This window comes from Lysinibacillus sp. OL1 (assembly GCF_004332175.1).
In the GTDB taxonomy this organism is placed as follows: domain Bacteria; phylum Bacillota; class Bacilli; order Bacillales_A; family Planococcaceae; genus Lysinibacillus; species Lysinibacillus capsici.
Window position 1 is genome coordinate 204543 of sequence record NZ_SJDS01000003.1, and the last position, 17534, is coordinate 222076.

At 36.1% G+C, this 17534-nt stretch carries 19 protein-coding genes and 1 pseudogene; 14 read left to right on the forward strand and 6 right to left on the reverse strand.

The annotated features are described in order from the left end of the window. Positions 1-98: 98 nt before the first annotated feature. Complete coding sequence (locus tag EW028_RS08185; protein WP_131520530.1) at positions 99-962, forward strand: GH25 family lysozyme; 864 nt, start codon at positions 99-101, stop codon at positions 960-962. Positions 963-1093: 131 nt separating this feature from the next. Here EW028_RS08185 and EW028_RS25830 read toward each other — a convergent pair whose 3' ends face one another. The 3 genes from EW028_RS25830 to EW028_RS08200 form a co-directional block, all read right to left on the reverse strand. Continuing rightward, the gene (locus EW028_RS25830; protein WP_004226973.1) at positions 1094-1228 is read right to left on the reverse strand and encodes a hypothetical protein; all 135 of its coding nucleotides are present in this window, start codon (positions 1226-1228) and stop codon (positions 1094-1096) included. Between the two features lie 355 nt (positions 1229-1583). Then, positions 1584-2129, reverse strand: coding sequence for a GNAT family N-acetyltransferase (locus EW028_RS08195; protein ID WP_131520531.1), 546 nt, complete (start codon positions 2127-2129; stop codon positions 1584-1586). Between the two features lie 13 nt (positions 2130-2142). Further along, positions 2143-2520: a hypothetical protein gene (locus EW028_RS08200; RefSeq protein ID WP_227744898.1), complete on the reverse strand. Its 378-nt coding sequence runs from the start codon at positions 2518-2520 to the stop codon at positions 2143-2145. 107 nt (positions 2521-2627) lie between these two features. On the opposite strand from EW028_RS08200, the gene EW028_RS08205 reads away from it, so the two are divergent. From EW028_RS08205 to EW028_RS08235, 7 genes are all read left to right on the forward strand, one after another. Continuing rightward, positions 2628-3380, forward strand: coding sequence for an SMI1/KNR4 family protein (locus EW028_RS08205; RefSeq protein WP_131520533.1), 753 nt, complete (start codon positions 2628-2630; stop codon positions 3378-3380). A gap of 58 nt (positions 3381-3438) precedes the next feature. Beyond that, positions 3439-3777, forward strand: a complete 339-nt coding sequence (locus tag EW028_RS08210) for a cupin domain-containing protein (protein WP_131520534.1) — start codon at positions 3439-3441, stop codon at positions 3775-3777. A gap of 86 nt (positions 3778-3863) precedes the next feature. Next, positions 3864-4547 carry a VOC family protein gene (locus EW028_RS08215; protein WP_131520535.1) on the forward strand — a complete coding sequence of 228 codons (684 nt, stop codon included), beginning with the start codon at positions 3864-3866 and terminating at the stop codon, positions 4545-4547. A 69-nt stretch (positions 4548-4616) separates the two neighbouring features. After that, a complete protein-coding gene (locus tag EW028_RS08220; protein ID WP_036076278.1) occupies positions 4617-5027 on the forward strand; it encodes a GNAT family N-acetyltransferase in 411 nt (136 codons plus the stop codon). 18 nt (positions 5028-5045) lie between these two features. Next, positions 5046-6035 carry a zinc-dependent alcohol dehydrogenase family protein gene (locus EW028_RS08225; protein WP_131520536.1) on the forward strand — a complete coding sequence of 330 codons (990 nt, stop codon included), beginning with the start codon at positions 5046-5048 and terminating at the stop codon, positions 6033-6035. Positions 6036-6299: 264 nt separating this feature from the next. Then, positions 6300-7322, forward strand: a complete 1023-nt coding sequence (locus tag EW028_RS08230; protein WP_131520537.1) for a DUF1835 domain-containing protein — start codon at positions 6300-6302, stop codon at positions 7320-7322. A 50-nt stretch (positions 7323-7372) separates the two neighbouring features. Then, complete coding sequence (locus tag EW028_RS08235; protein ID WP_131520538.1) at positions 7373-7801, forward strand: GatB/YqeY domain-containing protein; 429 nt, start codon at positions 7373-7375, stop codon at positions 7799-7801. Positions 7802-7882: 81 nt separating this feature from the next. Here the strand turns inward: EW028_RS08235 and EW028_RS08240 are convergent, their stop codons facing one another. Then, positions 7883-9580, reverse strand: a complete 1698-nt coding sequence (locus EW028_RS08240; RefSeq protein WP_131520539.1) for a methyl-accepting chemotaxis protein — start codon at positions 9578-9580, stop codon at positions 7883-7885. Continuing rightward, positions 9564-11207 (reverse strand): pyridoxal phosphate-dependent decarboxylase family protein, encoded by a 1644-nt coding sequence (locus EW028_RS08245; protein WP_131520540.1) that lies wholly within the window; start codon positions 11205-11207, stop codon positions 9564-9566. Before EW028_RS08245 ends, EW028_RS08240 begins: the two co-directional genes overlap by 17 nt. A 540-nt stretch (positions 11208-11747) precedes the next feature. Here EW028_RS08245 and EW028_RS08255 point away from each other — a divergent pair. Beyond that, positions 11748-12083: pseudogene (locus tag EW028_RS08255) on the forward strand (hypothetical protein); the annotation flags it as partial. 213 nt (positions 12084-12296) lie between these two features. On the opposite strand, the gene EW028_RS25580 reads toward EW028_RS08255, so the two are convergent. Further along, positions 12297-13049, reverse strand: coding sequence for a hypothetical protein (locus EW028_RS25580; RefSeq protein ID WP_227744900.1), 753 nt, complete (start codon positions 13047-13049; stop codon positions 12297-12299). A 424-nt stretch (positions 13050-13473) separates the two neighbouring features. Here EW028_RS25580 and EW028_RS08270 point away from each other — a divergent pair, with 424 nt between their 5' ends. From EW028_RS08270 to chrA, 5 genes are all read left to right on the forward strand, one after another. Continuing rightward, a complete protein-coding gene (locus EW028_RS08270; RefSeq protein ID WP_054550090.1) occupies positions 13474-13680 on the forward strand; it encodes a helix-turn-helix transcriptional regulator in 207 nt (68 codons plus the stop codon). Positions 13681-13723: 43 nt separating this feature from the next. Then, positions 13724-13855: a hypothetical protein gene (locus tag EW028_RS25835; RefSeq protein ID WP_255501587.1), complete on the forward strand. Its 132-nt coding sequence runs from the start codon at positions 13724-13726 to the stop codon at positions 13853-13855. 220 nt (positions 13856-14075) lie between these two features. After that, positions 14076-15275, forward strand: coding sequence for a DHH family phosphoesterase (locus EW028_RS08275; RefSeq protein ID WP_131520541.1), 1200 nt, complete (start codon positions 14076-14078; stop codon positions 15273-15275). Between the two features lie 101 nt (positions 15276-15376). Further along, a complete protein-coding gene (locus EW028_RS08280) occupies positions 15377-16225 on the forward strand; it encodes a DUF4179 domain-containing protein (RefSeq protein ID WP_131520542.1) in 849 nt (282 codons plus the stop codon). A 64-nt stretch (positions 16226-16289) separates the two neighbouring features. Continuing rightward, positions 16290-17474 (forward strand): chromate efflux transporter, encoded by a 1185-nt coding sequence (chrA, locus tag EW028_RS08285; protein WP_193767349.1) that lies wholly within the window; start codon positions 16290-16292, stop codon positions 17472-17474. Positions 17475-17534: the final 60 nt, after the last annotated feature.

Here is a 17534-nt window from a genome sequence, read left to right on the forward strand (position 1 = left end):
CATAACTTTATTTAATGAATGATTCTAAATAATGCTTGAAGCAATGGGTTTGTCGCTATTCATAATTTATTTACTATTTTTAGGGAGGAGAAAATTGTATGAGTTATATCATAGACATTTCACATCATCAAGGAGATATTGATTGGTCTGAAGCGGTTAAAGATGTTGATTTGGCTATCATCCGCACACAATATGGTACAAGCACAATTGACCGTAAATACGTTCAAAATATAGAAGCATGTATTAAGTACAAGGTACCTTTTGGTGTTTATATTTATGTTACCTTTAAAAATGGTACTGAGGCATTGGAACAAGCAAAAGACTTCTATAACAGAGCAAAAAACTATAATCCGCTATTTTATGTTGTAGATATCGAAGAAAGCTTTGGTGCTAGTGTCCAAAATATCGTACAAGGCACACAGGTGTTTATTGATTATTTAAAAAGTAAGACTGTAAAAGTCGGGCTATATACAGGCCATCATTTTTACAAACCTTATCTGATGGATACCGTTAAAAATTATGATTTCCTGTGGATTCCTCGCTATAGTGGCTCTAGCTCACCGGGACTAAAGCCAAACTTTGCTTGTGACTTATGGCAGTACACAGACAAAGGGATTGTAGCAGGTATTAAAGGAACTGTAGATTTAAACCAATTAAATGGATCTAAGTCTTTATCCTGGTTCACAGATACTGATAAGAAGAAGGAAATAGCATTTTCTCAGTATGAAGAATTAAAGAAAGAAAATAAACAACTAAAACAGGAACTTACTGAAATGAAAGAGTTATTAGTTGGGATAAAATCAAATGCTAGGGTATCACCAGCACATAAAGAAGATTGGGAGTGGGCCATTGAAGAGGGAGTTATACGAGGCGATGGCAAGTGTATGAATCCTACAGATACACTCACAAGACAACAAATGGCAACGATGCTCAAACGGTTCTATGATAAATTTATTAAATAATAGCATTGTCTCGCCCATAAGTACCTGAGAACTAGCAGCAAAATATTTAGCCTAATATTGAGTGTATTCGTCATAAAAGGAATCACTATTTATAGTGATTCCTTTTATAGTGGGACCAACCTGTTTGAAATTTAGTGAAACAATAGGAAAAACTTGGCTAATAAAAAAATGGGGACTCCTACAATTATTACGCCTGCAAAGAAATAACAAAACAACATAAAAACATCGAAAACCGCACCAGCTAAATCATCAATGAATTTTAACATTTCATTCCCCTCCAAACATAATAAGTATTAGCATTTATAATCTCTTTATTGCTTACCAATCATCATACTGATCTAAAGTCTTTTTTAGAGTCTTATCCCACATATCGAGAGTCCCGTAAATTGTTATTAGGATATTTTCATCAGATGGTAACACTTGAAAGCTAAGTGGAAATCATACTGAATATTCATTGTAATTTGTCATACCCTAAACCACGAAGCTTGTGTGTATCTCCTAATAACGACCCTGTAAATCTTTTGGAAAGTGTTTTATATTGTATGCATAAAGCATGTTATTGACTAAAGATTTGTTTTTTACATAAAGTTCTTGTGTAATCGGATAGAGCATTTTTTACTTCTATATTCGAAATGGTAGTGTTCGTTTCCATATCATATGGTGACTATTTGCTCCCCAATAGTTTTCAAGGATAAAATCAGGCTGTCCAAATTTCTTCTGCCAGATCATTTGCGCTTGTTTATATCCACTATCTAAACAAAAACTAGGAACCCTTCGATTTTCTAACGTTAGGAGCATTTTCTGTAGTAGTATGGTGCCGATCCCACGATTTTGATAGTCAGGATGAACAAAAAGGGTACCGATTTCTAGACAATTGAATAGTTCTTCTTTGATCGTTTGTTGAATGATTTCGTTGGCTTCACCGCATTCGATAGTACCTATTATGTCATGGGTTTCTTCATTTAAAGCTAACCAGAAAAATCTTTTTTTGCCCTGGCTTTCTAAGTCCATTGCTACATACTGTTTTTTCGTTTCCCATTCATCCTGTTGATCGTCCACTAGCTCGGCAATCCCTTCTTTTTTATAAGTATCCCGAATGACAAGATCAAAGAATTCGTGTAACGCCTGGATGTCCGACTGTTCTGGACGTCTAATAAGTAATTTCATGATTGCTTGCTCCTTATAATGGATGTCGTTGGTGGTTTAGTAGGGATCGAGCTCGATGCACATCCACATCTAGTAAGTCATTTATATCTTGCTGTACTGCGGTCAATCGATCAAGTGCCAGCTGTAACCAATGATCGGAGGCATCATATTTTTCAGCGTGCCATAGCAACTCTCCATAACAAATGGCAGCACGAATAAATGTGATATGGTCATTCAGCAGATTTGCCAAATGGGTGGCTTGTTTGAGACATGCTTCCCCTTGTTTTACCTTGCCATAATCTAAATAGCGAAGTGCTTTCAAAAATTCCGTGTTGGCTTGCTGTATTATCTGTTCATTCGTATGTTGCATGACAGATCGCTCCCATCCGTTATTTTTGTTCACGTTATGCATACTACCAGTCTATTTTAATGATTATAACATGTTCCCCTTATTTGGTTAATGATGGGGTATGTTAAAATGCAAGAAAGACACTTGGTCATCAAAAGGAGAGAATTCCATTGAAAGATTCAGAAAAGAAACTCGATGCAGTATTACAGCAAATGCATGATTTTATTGATGAGCTTCAGGAGCGGGAGTCAGCCTATCCCATGGTTTTTTATCATCAATCAGAAGAGGATATTAGCCAATTTGTGGATGGTGGGTGGTCATTGCCAGCAGAGTATGTTTATTTTTTGAGACATTATGTTGTTGAAAGGGTTACATGGGCTACAGGTGATTATATTAATCTAAATATCTATGGCGCAAGAGATTTAATACGTGGGCAGGAGGGCTATAATTATAATCCGGTGACAGATGAGATGATTGAGGATTGGCCACATGATTATTTAGTCATTGCCACAGATGAAGGCGATCCCTATTGTCTGGATCTATCAAGAGGTGATACGGCTGTTTTTACCGCTCTTCATGGGACAGGCAGTTGGCATTTTTCCATGGCTTATGACAATTTAATTTTGTTCCTTGAAAGTGTACTGATTCCACCTGGTTTAGAAGACATGTTGCCTGAAGAAAGTTCTGTAGCGTACTATGAACTAACTATTACTGGGGACGGAAAAGATAAACTAAAGACATTATTGTTGCTAAAAAAATTATTATCTTATGATTATTCACAAGCGAGAAGGGCTTTAGAACAGCCCCCGCTAGTAATTTATAGGGGAGTTGAAGCAGGTGCCTTAAAGTTAGAAGCCGAGTTACAGGCTATCCGTGCAGATTTTCAAAAAAGGAAAATTAGCCTAGCTGAATTTATTGAATGAGGGAAATTAACAAGAATGATGGATATCCCTCCTCTAAAGCAGGAAAGGAGGTGTAAGGATAAAAATTAACAAAGCATTAGCACAACACTATCAATGGGGTGCACAGTGTGATGGCTGGCATCTTGTTCAAAATAAGGAGCTTAGTGTGATACATGAGCGAATGCCTGCTCAAACAGCTGAGGTAAATCACTATCACCATCATGCACAGCAGTTTTTCTTTGTTCTTTCAGGCACAGCTACAATAGAACTGAATGATCAAAGAATTGAGTTAAAGCAGCATGACGGAATTGAAGTACCTCCACATGTACCACATCAAATGCGAAACGATTCACAAGAAGATGTAGAATTCCTCGTGATATCGCAGCCAAATAGCAGGGGAGACCGAGAGCGGCTTTAACTACACGAAAGTAAACTTCATTCTTTTGCATGAAGCCATTCTTATCAGCTGCTTGTATAGTAGGGAGGGTAAAGGGGTGCTTAAAGATGAAGATTACGAAGGTAAAATTATATGCCTATGATATGCAAAAAATGGAGCAGTTTTATGTTGATTTGTTAGGCTTTACTTTGTTAGAAAGAACAGCTGACTATTTTACAATAGCCATGGGGGAAAGCAGGATGACATTTGAAAAGTTGTCTTCTAAAATGCCAAAGCAGTATCATTTTGCATTAAATATTCCTAGTAACTTATTTCAACAGGCAAAGATTTGGGCAGAAGAGCATGTAGGCTTGCTGGATTCAGAGGGGCAGGATGAAGTCTATTTTGAGTTTTTAAAAGCATATGCATGCTATTTCTACGATCCAGAAGGCAATATAGTGGAGCTTATTTCAAGACAGGAAATAAATCCAAAACATGCTGAAGTTAATTTTTCTGTAGAGCAAGTGTTACATATTGGAGAAATCAATTTAACGTCAGATGACATTCAAACAATTGCTGAAAAATTAAAGAAATATGCTATAAACCCTATAGCAAACAAGGAAATTCAACTGGATGGCCTTAATTTTCTAGGAAACTATGAAGACGGAGCCAATATCCTATTAGGACCGAGAGGACGTCTGTGGTATTTTTCTGATAAGAAAGCAGTTATCAGTCCAATTAGTATTGAAATAGACGAAGCTTTACAATTAAATATGGATGAAAAAGGTCAATTAACGCTTCTGCAACTTTAATATCATAAACTTATTGTTGATTAAATATATATTTTTTTGTATATTTATTCAAAATAAGGAGGGTGTTATATGTATATAATCAAAGAAACAAATCCGACGATAGACTCGTATAAAGCATTGCACCAAACAACTGGCTGGAATGCAAAAGGGCAGTATACGTATGAACAATTATACAAGGCTATTTGTAATAGCTGGTTCAGTACATCTATATATGATGAAGGCAATCTAATTGGCTATGGACGTATTATCTCTGATGGTATCTATCAAACATTTATCTGTGATGTGATGGTGCACCCTGATTATCAAAGAAAAGGAGTTGGCACAATGGTGATGGATGCTCTTTTAGAGCAATGTCAGAAAGAAAATATAAAATGGGTTCAATTATTTTGTGCCAAAGGTAAACAACCTTTCTACCAGAAGCTTGGCTTTAAGGAACGTGAAATAGATGCTCCTGGTATGATGTTGTTTTATACGGAATGAATAAAGGAGCTAGAATCGTTGAAAGCAAAATGCCTAAAAATTTATGAATTTGGAAATCCGCAAGAGGTTGTAAGGCTAGAGAATAAAACAATCGAGCCTCCTCAAGGTCAAGAAATTCTTGTTCGCATGCTAGCCAGACCGATTAATCCCTCAGATTTAATCCCAATATGGGGGAAATATGCTCATAGAATCACTTTACCAACTATCCCTGGCTATGAGGGAGTAGGAATAATAGAAGCTGTTGGACCGCTTGTTTCACCAAAGATTATTGGTCAGCGCGTATTACCGTTAAGGGGGGAGGGAACTTGGCAGGAAGTAGTGAAAACGCAAGCAGATTTTGCAGTGACTATTCCTGACACGATGGATGATTTTACAGCAGCACAAATGTATATTAATCCAATTACAGCCTTCGTAACATGCTCAGAGGTACTTAATTTACAAGCAAACGATGTCTTATTAGTAAATGCTTGTGGTTCTGCCATTGGACATCTTTATGCTCAACTTGCGAAATTGCTAGGCTATCGACTTATTGCAGTGACACGAAATAATCAGCATACTGAAGAATTACTGCAACTTGGGGCAGCATTTGTCATTGATACCTCTCAAATGCCACTTTACGAAACCGTTATGGCATTAACAGATGGTAAGGGAGCAGATGCAGCAATTGATTCGATTGGTGGAGAGGCTGGCAATCAGCTTGCCTTCTGCGTAAAGCCCGAGGGTATTTTTTTAGCTATTGGCCTTTTATCGGGTATTCAGGTAAATTGGACAAACATTGTGAAGGAAGCAAAGGTACAAGCGAGGATGTTTCATTTACGCCATTGGCAACGTCAGACGTCAATTGAAAAATGGCAACAAACGATGCAACAGCTTATATACCTTGTACAGGATGGCTCCTTAAAAATGATGAATGTACATGCTCATTATCCATTATTGGATATCCATAAGGCGATCGATGCTGTTGAGGGAACTAAAAAAGGAAAAGTATTTTTAACGAATGTTGATTAAATAACATACTACCGTCGTAGTTGAGCTACTACGTGTAGTATGTTTTTTTATAGGGACATGAGTGTTTTTAGCTCTGGAGAAAATAGTTCATACATTGTCCTGCTCCAAAAAGTGAGCAAGTCGCTCAAAAGAAGTGCCTCCGCCCAGATTAAAGAATTCACTAGCAATAGTAGTAACATATCATTAAAACTAACTAAATTAGTAATTTGAGGTAATAAAGAGGTATGATAAGGCTAGGTGTTTTGAAATAAAGGAGTACAGATGATGAAGAAGATCAATCAACTAAAAAAGTCAATACAACGACTGAGTGAAGCTGATGCAAAGAAGATGCTGCTTTTAACTTTAATAAATGAACAGTCAAGAGACAGCATGTTACAGTTTTTATTACAACAAGCCGAGGAGCGGGATCCTTCAAAGGTACAAACGGTGCATATTGTATTCGGTCATTCACCTGGGGGGAGCTTGAAAGCAGCCTTTCGTAATCCTGACTATGCTAAGTCCGAGGAGATTATTGTTGTGCCAGGTAATTTTTCTGTTGGTCCTTTGAAAGATGTACATACACGGGACGGAATTGAAGCTCGTTTTCAATGGTTGGAACAGCGCTATTTAATAGAAGACGATGGATTGATGATAGGTGAGCGGGAGATGAAGGAAGCAATAGAGAAAATTAAAAATATTCCCCCTCATCAGGATATAATCGTTTGGACTTGTCAAAATGCTCATGAGCAAATAGGACTTCGACTCGTTTTGGCGATGCTCAAACAGAAAACAAATGATATCTATGTATTAGATACTTTTCAGTTATTTCATGAGTTGTATACTTTACCACAGTTAGCAGAGGATCATTATCCAAGATCAACTGGTGAAGTCAGAGCAGAGGATTTATGTTATTTTTATGAGCATTTCCAATCACGGCCATTAAAAGAGGCATTGAGGCACTCCCTATGCAAAGAAGGGCTAAACCTGTTAATGGATGATTATCACTGCATACATACCTGGAAATACCATGAACTTTGGGGCAATAACAACGAAGATAGAGAAGATGACTTGATCATTGCCTGTGCGAAACGTTTACAGGAAGAACAAGAGGAAATTCATTATCAAGTTGCAGCTAGGTTAATTGGAGAGGTAATGGGGCATATGGAGGAATTGAGAGAGGTTGAATGGATTGACTATCGTCTACGCCAATTAATTCAGCAAGGCATTTTTTCTTATCAAGGCGAGTTAAAGGGAATATTACACTATAAAGTAAAGTTAGCAGATGCAACGAACTATAATCCTTCATGATTTTTATGATATAATTTTTTTGATATAGACGGTTAGAAGGAGTGAGATCATTGTTAAAAACTGAAGTATTTGAACAATTAAAAACGGCAATGAGAGAAAAAGATACGTTAGCGAAGGGTGTATTATCCCTTTTAAAGTCAGCATTAGACTTAGCTGAAAAAGAAAAGGGAGAGGCTTTAACAGCTGACGAAGAAATAGCTATTATTAATCGAGAGGTCAAACAAACAAATCAAGCTTTAGAAGGTGCACAAACGGCAGGGCGAGCAGACCTGATTGAAAAAGAGGAAGCCAAATTGACACTTTTGAGATCATTTTTACCAAAGCAATTATCAGAAGAAGAAATTGCAGAGAAATTAGTGGCAGCTGGTGTTGGAAAAGGAATGAACATGGGAGAAGCGATGAAAATTGCAAAACCATTGCTGACAGGTCAGGCTGAAGGTGCCGTTATTTCAAAAGTTGTGAAGAGTATTATTGCATAAACTTCTACCACTACGGTAGAAGTTTTTTTATGGATGGAAAAATCCGCTATCTCATAATTAGGATAGCGGATTAGTTATATTTTATAACTTGAATTTTTGAATAATATTGCGAAGCTGTTGCGCCATTTCAGCTAAGTTGTTCGAAGAAGCGGTTATTTCTTCAATACTTGCGGATTGCTCCTCAGAGGCAGCTGCTACGTTTTGAATATTGCCTGAAGCTTGTACAGCTACAACCCCCACTTGTTCAACAGAACTAGCAATACTACTAACACCTTCATTGATATTGGACATCACGTTATTGACATGGTCCATTTCTCTCGTCAGTGCAGTGACTTGGGCATAGATTTCAGCAAATGCCTCTCCGGATGCATTGAATGTTGTGGAGCTTTCGGCAAGATTACTGCTACTGATAGCCATTGATTTGACGGCTTGTGAAGATTCCTCTTTAATCGTTTCAATGCGTGTTCGAATACTGTTAGTTGCCTCCAATGATTGATCGGCTAATTTACGGACTTCTTCCGCTACAACTGCAAAGCCTTTACCGTGTTCGCCTGCACGCGCTGCCTCAATCGAAGCATTTAATGCAAGTAAATTCGTTTGATCCGTAATCTGGGTAATCAATGTCACAATATCCCCAATTTCATTTGTGTATGTGCTTAAACGTTCTACTACAGCTGCTGACTCTTGAATAGCCTGAGATGTTACAGCCATTTTTTCAGTAGCATCTTGGATCGTTGTGTTGCCTTTTTCTGATATAGCAGATGCTTGGAATGCCTTATCTGTAACATCGGTTACACTTGTCACTACCTCTGACATTTTGTTTGAGATGGTTGTAATATGACTATCTACTTCTTCAATCGAAGAGGTCTGCTTTTCCGAACCCGCTGCAACCTCTTGCATAGAAGAGGTTATTTGCTGAATGGATGCACTTGTCTGTTCAGAGCTTGCTGTTAATTCCTCCGACATGGCGGCCACTTGTTCAGCATTTTGGGCGATTTGATGAATCAACGAGCGTAAATCTTCCGTCATATTTTCTATCCCTGAAGACAGCTGGGCAATTTCATTGGACCCTTTTATTTGGAGAGGTTCGACGGCTAAATCACCTTGTGCAACTTGACTGACATAGCGAGTCATTTTTTTGATTGGCTTCGTAATACCTACACTAATAAAGTAAGCAACGATCACGCCAAAAATAATAAATATAACTGTAAGAATAATACAGATCCATAGTGTTTCCGTTTGAAGTTCAGCGATGAAGGAGGCATCCATATCTAAACCGAAAATAATATCTGTATCTTTAAATGGGATAAAGATGGATTTGTGGATACCATACTCATCCTTATAAATATCACTTGTTTGTGTATTACCAGTAGCTACGGCTTCATGCATTTCTTCACTAAATACATAATCTTGCTGATGATTGTCGGTATTACTTAGAGCGACGATATGTTCCTTACCATTTGCTTTAGAAAGGATATAGGCGTTTTCAACATCATATTTTTTAACCGTTGCATTCAATTGATCTAAAAGCTTTTTGTATTTGTCAGGGCTACCATTATCCGCTGCCTTTACATCATTTTTCTCAATATCTTCAAAAATCGTTGTCGATGTAATCTCTAAAGTAGATTCAAATTGTTTAATAACAAAGTTGTCAATAATGCGGTAAGAAACGGCAAATAACACAATACTAAAGAGCAAGGAAATAATCGCTATTGGAATGGTGAAACTGGCTATATATTTATAGAGTAAAGAGCTCTTAAATTTAGTGACGATACGCAATGTGAGACGCCTCCAGTACTTTAAGCTTTTGCTGTAAGAATTGAATCATATCAGGAATATGCGCTGTCTCCGTATAAGGTGAAATTGAGAAGAATTTTGCCGCTGCAACTGGAACATGTTGTGTTGTATCACTTGTATGAACGGTGCAAACTCGTGTTGTGTCACCAAAGAATACTTCGTCTCGACCTTCTCCAATAATTTCAAAGAATGAAGCGTTGATGCCATTAATATGTTCAATTTGATCTTGTGTATAATGACCAGCTTGTTCAGCTTGCCAATTCAGCCCATCTGGATACAAACGGAAAGCTGTTACAGGACCGATATTCATTTCATTCACCACTTGTAACATTGGTGTTTTATCAGCTAATTGAGCACGGAACGCTAAATTCACTCGTACATAATTAGCTAATAGTTGTTGATAGCCCTCTTTGCCGAATGCCTGTAATGCAGCAAAAATTGCAATGGAGCTACCCATACGAGAGCATTCTAATGTATAGCCAGTATGATAAGAGCCATAGCCACGATTGCCTACATATGGCGTATCAAAGTCCTCAATATCTAGTAGCTGTAAACTTTTACCTTCCTTAATTAAGAATAGACTAGTTAAATAAGGTGTTTGTCCAAGCTTTTGGAAGTCAAAGCAAAGACTATCTGCAATGGCTAGATGTTGCATACGTTCATGGATTTGTGCTAATCCTTGTAAAACCTCTGCCTCGAATTGGAGTGGATTTTTATTAAAATCATAATCATTGAAGAAGGCATAAAAACCACCTAAAGCCGAATCAGCATGAATATGTACTGGTTGTAAGTTGTATTTCTTCTCAAGGGTTGTTGTGACTACTTTGATGGCTTGGACATCATCAATACCAAATTGATCAGTAGCACCTGTTGTCGCTACTACATAGACAGGAATACCGCCATTTTCGATGACTTCTGTCATACGTGCTCGTAAGTCCTCCACATCCATCGAATGATCTTTACCCGCTTTTACACGCACTAAATGTTTACTGCCGATACCCACTGCTTCTACTGATTTTAAAAGACTGTAATGGGCATTCTCTGAAGCAAAGCAATATAAATTAGTAGGAACACCATCTTCTTTTGCTTGTGGGAATTGTTTTGCAATGGCAAGACGAAGTCCACTGAAAACAGCACCTTGTCCACCCCATGTTGTGTAGCCAAAACTTTTTGTATAATCATAGCCTACTAATTTAGACATCATTGCGACTACTTTAACCTCACACTCAGCTGCAGCAGGACCATAAACATCCCATAAATTATTGCCATTCAATAGCGCATTTGTAAACTGTCCTAACACTCCAGGAATACTTGCCATTGGTAAAACATTTGTTACAAAATTACGTGTATGATAAGGGTGTCCTTGCATTAAATGTGTCAATTCTTTTACAACTTGATCTAGTCCAATCCCAGTTGTTGGCACTTGATGCTCTTGCATAAGCTCTTGATAAAAATTAGCAGATCGCTCTTTCATTGGACCAAGAGTTGTCTTATTTGGGTTCTTTAATTCATCTAATGAGGAAACAATTTTCTCTAATAGGGATAAAAAATTCTCTCTTTGTTGGATATTTCCATCTTCGCTCTGGAATAATTGTTGGATATTTTGCATATTCATCATCCTTTTATAGTTCATATTTCCTCTATTTTTACTTCCATAAAAATAGGACATTATACTAAAGGTATAATAGCATATTTTAGCAGAGATGGTGATTATATTTTACTGAAAAAATATTTATAGACATTTCTGAAAAATCTAAGTTTTATTGACAAATTCTAACTATGTTACTGTAGCTTGATTTTTAAAGAAATATCTTAAAATGAAAAAGGATGATGATATTATTATAAGAAAAACTTTAATAGCTATTACTTTTTATCTATTTGCCTAGTTAAAAGAAAAAATCTGCAAAAAGAAAGTGCAGATTTTAAGAGTTCCTTATTTTGTGGTTTCAAAATTATAGACATGCTGTGCTTGTTTTTGAATCATTACTTGTGGTGTTAATTTTAATAACTTATTTCTCAGGCTAATTAAAAAACGATTATTCATCTGAGCCATTTTGCCAATATTCCATGATTGCTTAGAGTAGTTGGCAAATGCTTGAGTGATATTTTTAAGATATTCATAGTAAACTCGATGAAAGCTATGGAAGACAAAGAAAAAGAAAAAGAAAAAGATATTTTAAAAACAGCAATCAAGATGGATAAGATTTTAGACAATATGGAATATATAAATGTTCCTGTTAAATACAAAGACATTCACAAAGACATACAAGTAGGGGTTACAGATGCAAGAAAAGCAACAAAGCTTATTAAAGACGCTAGTAAAGAGGATAAACCGAATATGCAAGAAGCTGTACTAAAAAGTACTCCACATTTATCGGGTGTAGATGGGGAAAATTGGGATAATGCACTTTATGAGTTAAGTAAGGAAAATAAAGATGCTTATCTTAAAGCACTTGATAAAATAATGAAAGAACATGCGGAATAATATAGTACTATACAACAATTATAAAGGAATTATTTCGTAAAATTAGTTCTTCAACTAACAGGGTGCTTTAGTTCAATAAGAATTAAACAACTTTAAAGAGCCTTACTACACGCTAGAGTGTAGCAAGGCTCTTATATTTTTATAATAATATTAAACAATTTTATTATCGGTTTACCTTTTAAACGTCCATAGAAGGGGATTTTTAATTAACTATTAATGGATTAGACATACCATAACATGAGAACCTAAACAACTAGCACACGCAACAGCACCTACAACATTGCCACCAAATATTACTGACGCACATGCGGCACTACAAATTTGTTTTGTTAGTTCAGGGGCATCATACCAATAGTTTTTTAAGCATTCCCATGAATCACTCCAATAACCTGCTTTAGCACTATTGGTTGATAAAAGGGAAACTTCTGAATTTTCATCGAAATAAACTTGTTTATCAATTACTTTATTTGTACCTACTTCAAGAGTCATACCAAGCATGTCTTCATTGTTTAATGTTGCATAAGTAACATTGATTTCATTATTCTCTATATCTAAAGTTGATTTCATAATGATAAATTCGCCAACTTCACCAGTGGTTTTATCATAAGTAGTCAATAATCGAATATCAAAACTTTCATTGTTCTTTTTATAAGGAATCATCAAACCATCTTTATTCTTACCGTAATCCATATACTCAGTATTTTGCCAATCAAAGTCTTCTCTACTGTATTCACTATGTGTGAAATTCTCTGCAATATCTAAATCCTGTTTCACTTCATTTACAACTACTGAGTCATTAAGGAAACCATTCTTTTCAATTTGCAAAGGTGCTTGTTGTGAGCAACTATTACAATCAGTAGTGTCAGTAGTTTCATTTTTTTCTTTAGCTAAAGCACCTAAATTTACAGATAGGGGTTGAAATGCTAAAAACATAACCATTACAAAAAAGATCAATTTTTTCTTCATTTACTATTCCTCCTAAATTTAAATTTACTTTTTTTTGAAAAATTTGTACCACGGGGTACCTATAAAGAAAACAGCAAACAATAGGATAAGAAAATCATAGGTTTGTATCCCATCTGAAAAAAGGATAAGCAATACGGCTATAAATGCCAATACTCTAAGTAGGACTGATTTTTTCATTTAAGACCCCCATTCTTTTCTGATATTTCGGGAACGGTTGATATACCAAAACCATTCATGGAAAATTCTAACATAAAAAATATTTAATTACCATAAATATACCAATTATTTTATTTTCTTTTATACTACGAAGTATATTCTGTTCTACTAAATAGGTGTAACATTAGATATTATTTTTAAAATATATGTGATATATAATTTACATAAAGTAAACTATATTTTACTCCATATATATGGAGGTTAATATATGAAAAATCATGTAAAAATTGCACGTGTCAAAGCAGATTTGACACAACAACAATTAGCCGATGCAGTAGGAATATCAAGACAGACTGTACTACGGATAGAGAAGGGGAGTTTTAATCCATCCTTGAAGCTTTGTTTACTGATTTGCTATACAGTGAATGCGACATTGGATGAAATATTTTGGGTTAATCAAGGAGATTTTGAATAGAGATTCTAAATAACCTATTTTAATGTAGAAGGAGCAGAGGGAAATGAATGTAGAAACAACTTTGATAATGATGGAAGCTGAAAGACAACAGGCTCAGATTAAAGTGCTAGAACAAATTAAATTGGCAACATACGATAAAGTGATCGCCCAATTAGAGAAAATTTCGCAAGAATAAAAGAATTTAATTACAATTACAAAGGTTTAAAACAAAGACAAAATAAATCCGATTCCACTATAAGCTAGTTTCCTTTTCATTCACTGTGTCCCCTTTCATCCTAAAGATATATGGTTTTAATGTATGTTATCTGAAAAACAATATCAATGGTGTTACGTATTGAACGTCATTAGCTGTTTGAATACCGAAAAAATACTCATACTACAATCGAGGTGAGAGCATGTATAAATTATTATCACATAACGATTTAGACGGAGTAGGGTGTGGGATTTTAGCCAAGCTTGCTTTTAACGATGAGGTGAAGATACGCTACAATTCCATTACTGCACTTGATCGCGAAATCGAATTCTTTTTGGAGAATGAGCAACAGAAAACATTTTTGTTTATTACAGATCTTTCTCCAAATGAAGAGAATGAAAAAAGGATTCATGATTATTATCAGGCGACTGGTAATGTGCAATTGCTGGATCATCATAAGACAGCACTCCATTTCAATCAATATGAATGGGGAAAAGTATTAATTGAGGACGAGCAAGGCTTTTTAACGTCAGCTACATCTTTATATTATCAATACCTGGTTATCCATGGACTATTAGAAAAAACAGAAGCCGTTTCTGAATTTGTAGAGTTAGTAAGACAATACGATACATGGGAATGGGAAAAGAACGGCAATTTACAAGCGCAAAGATTAAATGCACTCTTTTTTCTAGTGTCTATTGAAGAGTTTGAAGAGAAGATGCTTGAGCGTTTAAAAACAAGTGATCACTTTGACTTCGATGATTTTGAAAAGAAAATTTTAAGCATGGAAGAAGAAAAAACAGAACGTTACATTCGGCGTAAGAAACGGGAACTTATTCAAACCACTTTGGGTGAATACTATGCTGGGGTTGTCTATGCAGAATCCTATCTTTCTGAACTTGGCAATGAATTGGGAAAGGAAAATCCGCATCTTGATTATATTGCGATGATTAATATGGGCAGTAAAAAGATATCCTTTCGAACAATCCATGATCATATTGATGTGTCAGCAATTGCTGCCAAATATGGTGGAGGTGGGCATCAAAAGGCTGCTGGCTGCTCATTAACGGTGGAAGCTTACAACCAGTATGTAGTGGCAACATTCCATATAGAGCCTATTCCAGAGGATGCTAAAAGAAATCGCTATAATGTAAAAGGGTCTACGTTTGGGAGTTTCTATAAAAATCAGCAAGATGAAATGTTCGTGCTTTCTTCAAACGATGAGGTTGATTGGATAATTGAAAAAAATAACATGCCACTGACACAATCCTTTGCGAGCTTTAATGAAGCAGAGTGGTTTTTAAAGCGAAATAAACAAGCATGGCTAGTAAGAGATGATCTCTTTGTGGACTATTTAATGCGTGAAGTCAATAAAGTTCGTCATCTACATAAAGGGATGTAAATCCTTTTATACATAATGAATCTTCAACATAGAAGGTTATATAATGCATGATTGAGCACTACAATGAATCATAACGATTTTTATAAAAATGAGGTGTACGGTTGTCCAATGATATGATTCGAGTTGTGGATTTGGATAAGGAAAATCGGAGAAGTAAGAAATGGCTTATTATTGTGATCCTTTTATTAATGATTGCTAGTGGATCGACGCTGTATTTGTGGTGGGATCAGGATGTGAATTTTGAAGCCTATAAAACGGATGTGGGGAAAACAGCTAGCAATAGCTTAGGACGGTTAACATTAAATGAAGTGATTATAGATGACAATCAAATTTTACTGAATGCAACTTTCGAACCTGGAAAAGAGTTTAAGCCAGACCATCAAGTGTTTTTCTTTCCGCAAATTCTCGTCAATGGTCAAGATTATATGGTTCGTAATGGAGGACAGTCCATAGCAAAGTCTGCCAACGTCTATACGATATACAATAGTATTAAAATGGATGATTTTCCGACTGATGAACAATTAGAATTAGTTATTCGTTATAAAGATTGGAATGTTGAAACACCAATTGAGAAGCCATGGGAATTTCAGGTAGATGCTTCACAAGAGCAATTACAACAAGATCGTGAAATCTTTTCCATTGATAAAAAAGTGAAACATGTTGATCGGCAGGAAATAACTATTGATAAAGTTGTCTCCACACCTATTTCTACAACGATTTATTTTCATACTGAGGAAAGTGTTGTCAATGATGCGCTACACTTTAAAATCCAATCAAAATCTGGACAATCATGGACTTTTGCAACACCCTATCCATTAAATAAAGAGGGTACTAGGTGGGGAAGTCGTGTAGATGCACTCTATCTAACAGAAAAAAAATACACTTTAATTCCAATCAATAAAGAGGGTAGTAAAGTAGGTTCTGCAATTAAAATAAAGAGAGATGAATAATGAAGTAAATTTTACAAACTCTTAACCTAAAAAACATAGCCTTCCGTGTAAGATGAAATAAAAGATATGGAAAGTAGTTGAGAGTTTGCGAAGGCTTTGGGAGATTTTTTTTGTTGCTTTAAAATTGGGCTGTACCTCGTTTGGAGGCCCAACAGCTCATCTAGGTTATTTTCAACAGGAATATGTACAGAAACGTAAATGGCTTTCTGCACATGATTATGGTCAACTTGTTATGTTAAGTCAATTTTTGCCCGGTCCTGCATCTAGTCAGGTGGGGATGGGAATTGGTTTACTTAGAGGAGGAGTGTTAGGAAGCTTTCTATCATTTCTTGGTTTTACCTTACCATCCGTTCTGATACTTATACTTTTTGCCTATTTCTCCAAGTATACAGAGTTAAAGATGGATTGGATTCATGGTTTGAAGTTAGTAGCAGTGGCGATTGTCGCCCATGCTATTTTTGATATGAGCAAAAAGCTACTCTCGACAAAATGGCATTGGTTGATTGCTTTATTGACAATGATAACAGTATTGACATGGCTAAATCCATTTGCTCAAATCGCAGCAATATTGATCGCTGCTTGTTTAGGCTTTCAACTTCTAAAAAAAAGTGACGAGGGTAATACCTCAAAATTAGTTCTTATACCTATTTCTAAAACAACTGGCACGGTTTTAGTAGTACTTTTTTTCATGCTACTCCTAGGTTTACCTATATTAAGTGCCTTATGGCATCATGAGTGGATTTCCATGATAGAGAAGTTTTATCTTGCAGGTGCCTTAGTATTCGGTGGCGGTCACGTAGTTTTACCTTTACTGGAAACACAATTTGTTCAAAGTGGTCAAATAAGTACTTCAGATTTTTTAGCTGGCTACGGTATGACACAAGCAGTTCCAGGACCTTTATTTACATTTGCTGCATATATCGGTATGGTTATTGCAGGCGTTCCAGGAGCAATTATTGCTACTCTTGCAATATTTTTACCAGCGTTTTTGCTAGTGGTTGGGGCGCTACCATTTTGGATTAGCCTAAGTCGAATTGCACGTCTTAGAGGTGCGATGGCAGGCGCGAATGCGGCGGTCGTTGGCATTCTAGCCGCTGCTTTTGTAAATCCTATTGTGACACAAACCATCCTTAGCATGTTAGATATTTTCATAGTGGCTATTTTTTTATGGTGTTTAATTCGGTGGAAAATACAGCCTTATTTATTGGTGCTGTTAGGAATGGCTGTGGGCATCATTTTTTATACATGAAAAATTCTGCACTTTCGATTGTTAGATTCTAACTAATAATCGGAGGTGCAGTTTGTTTTG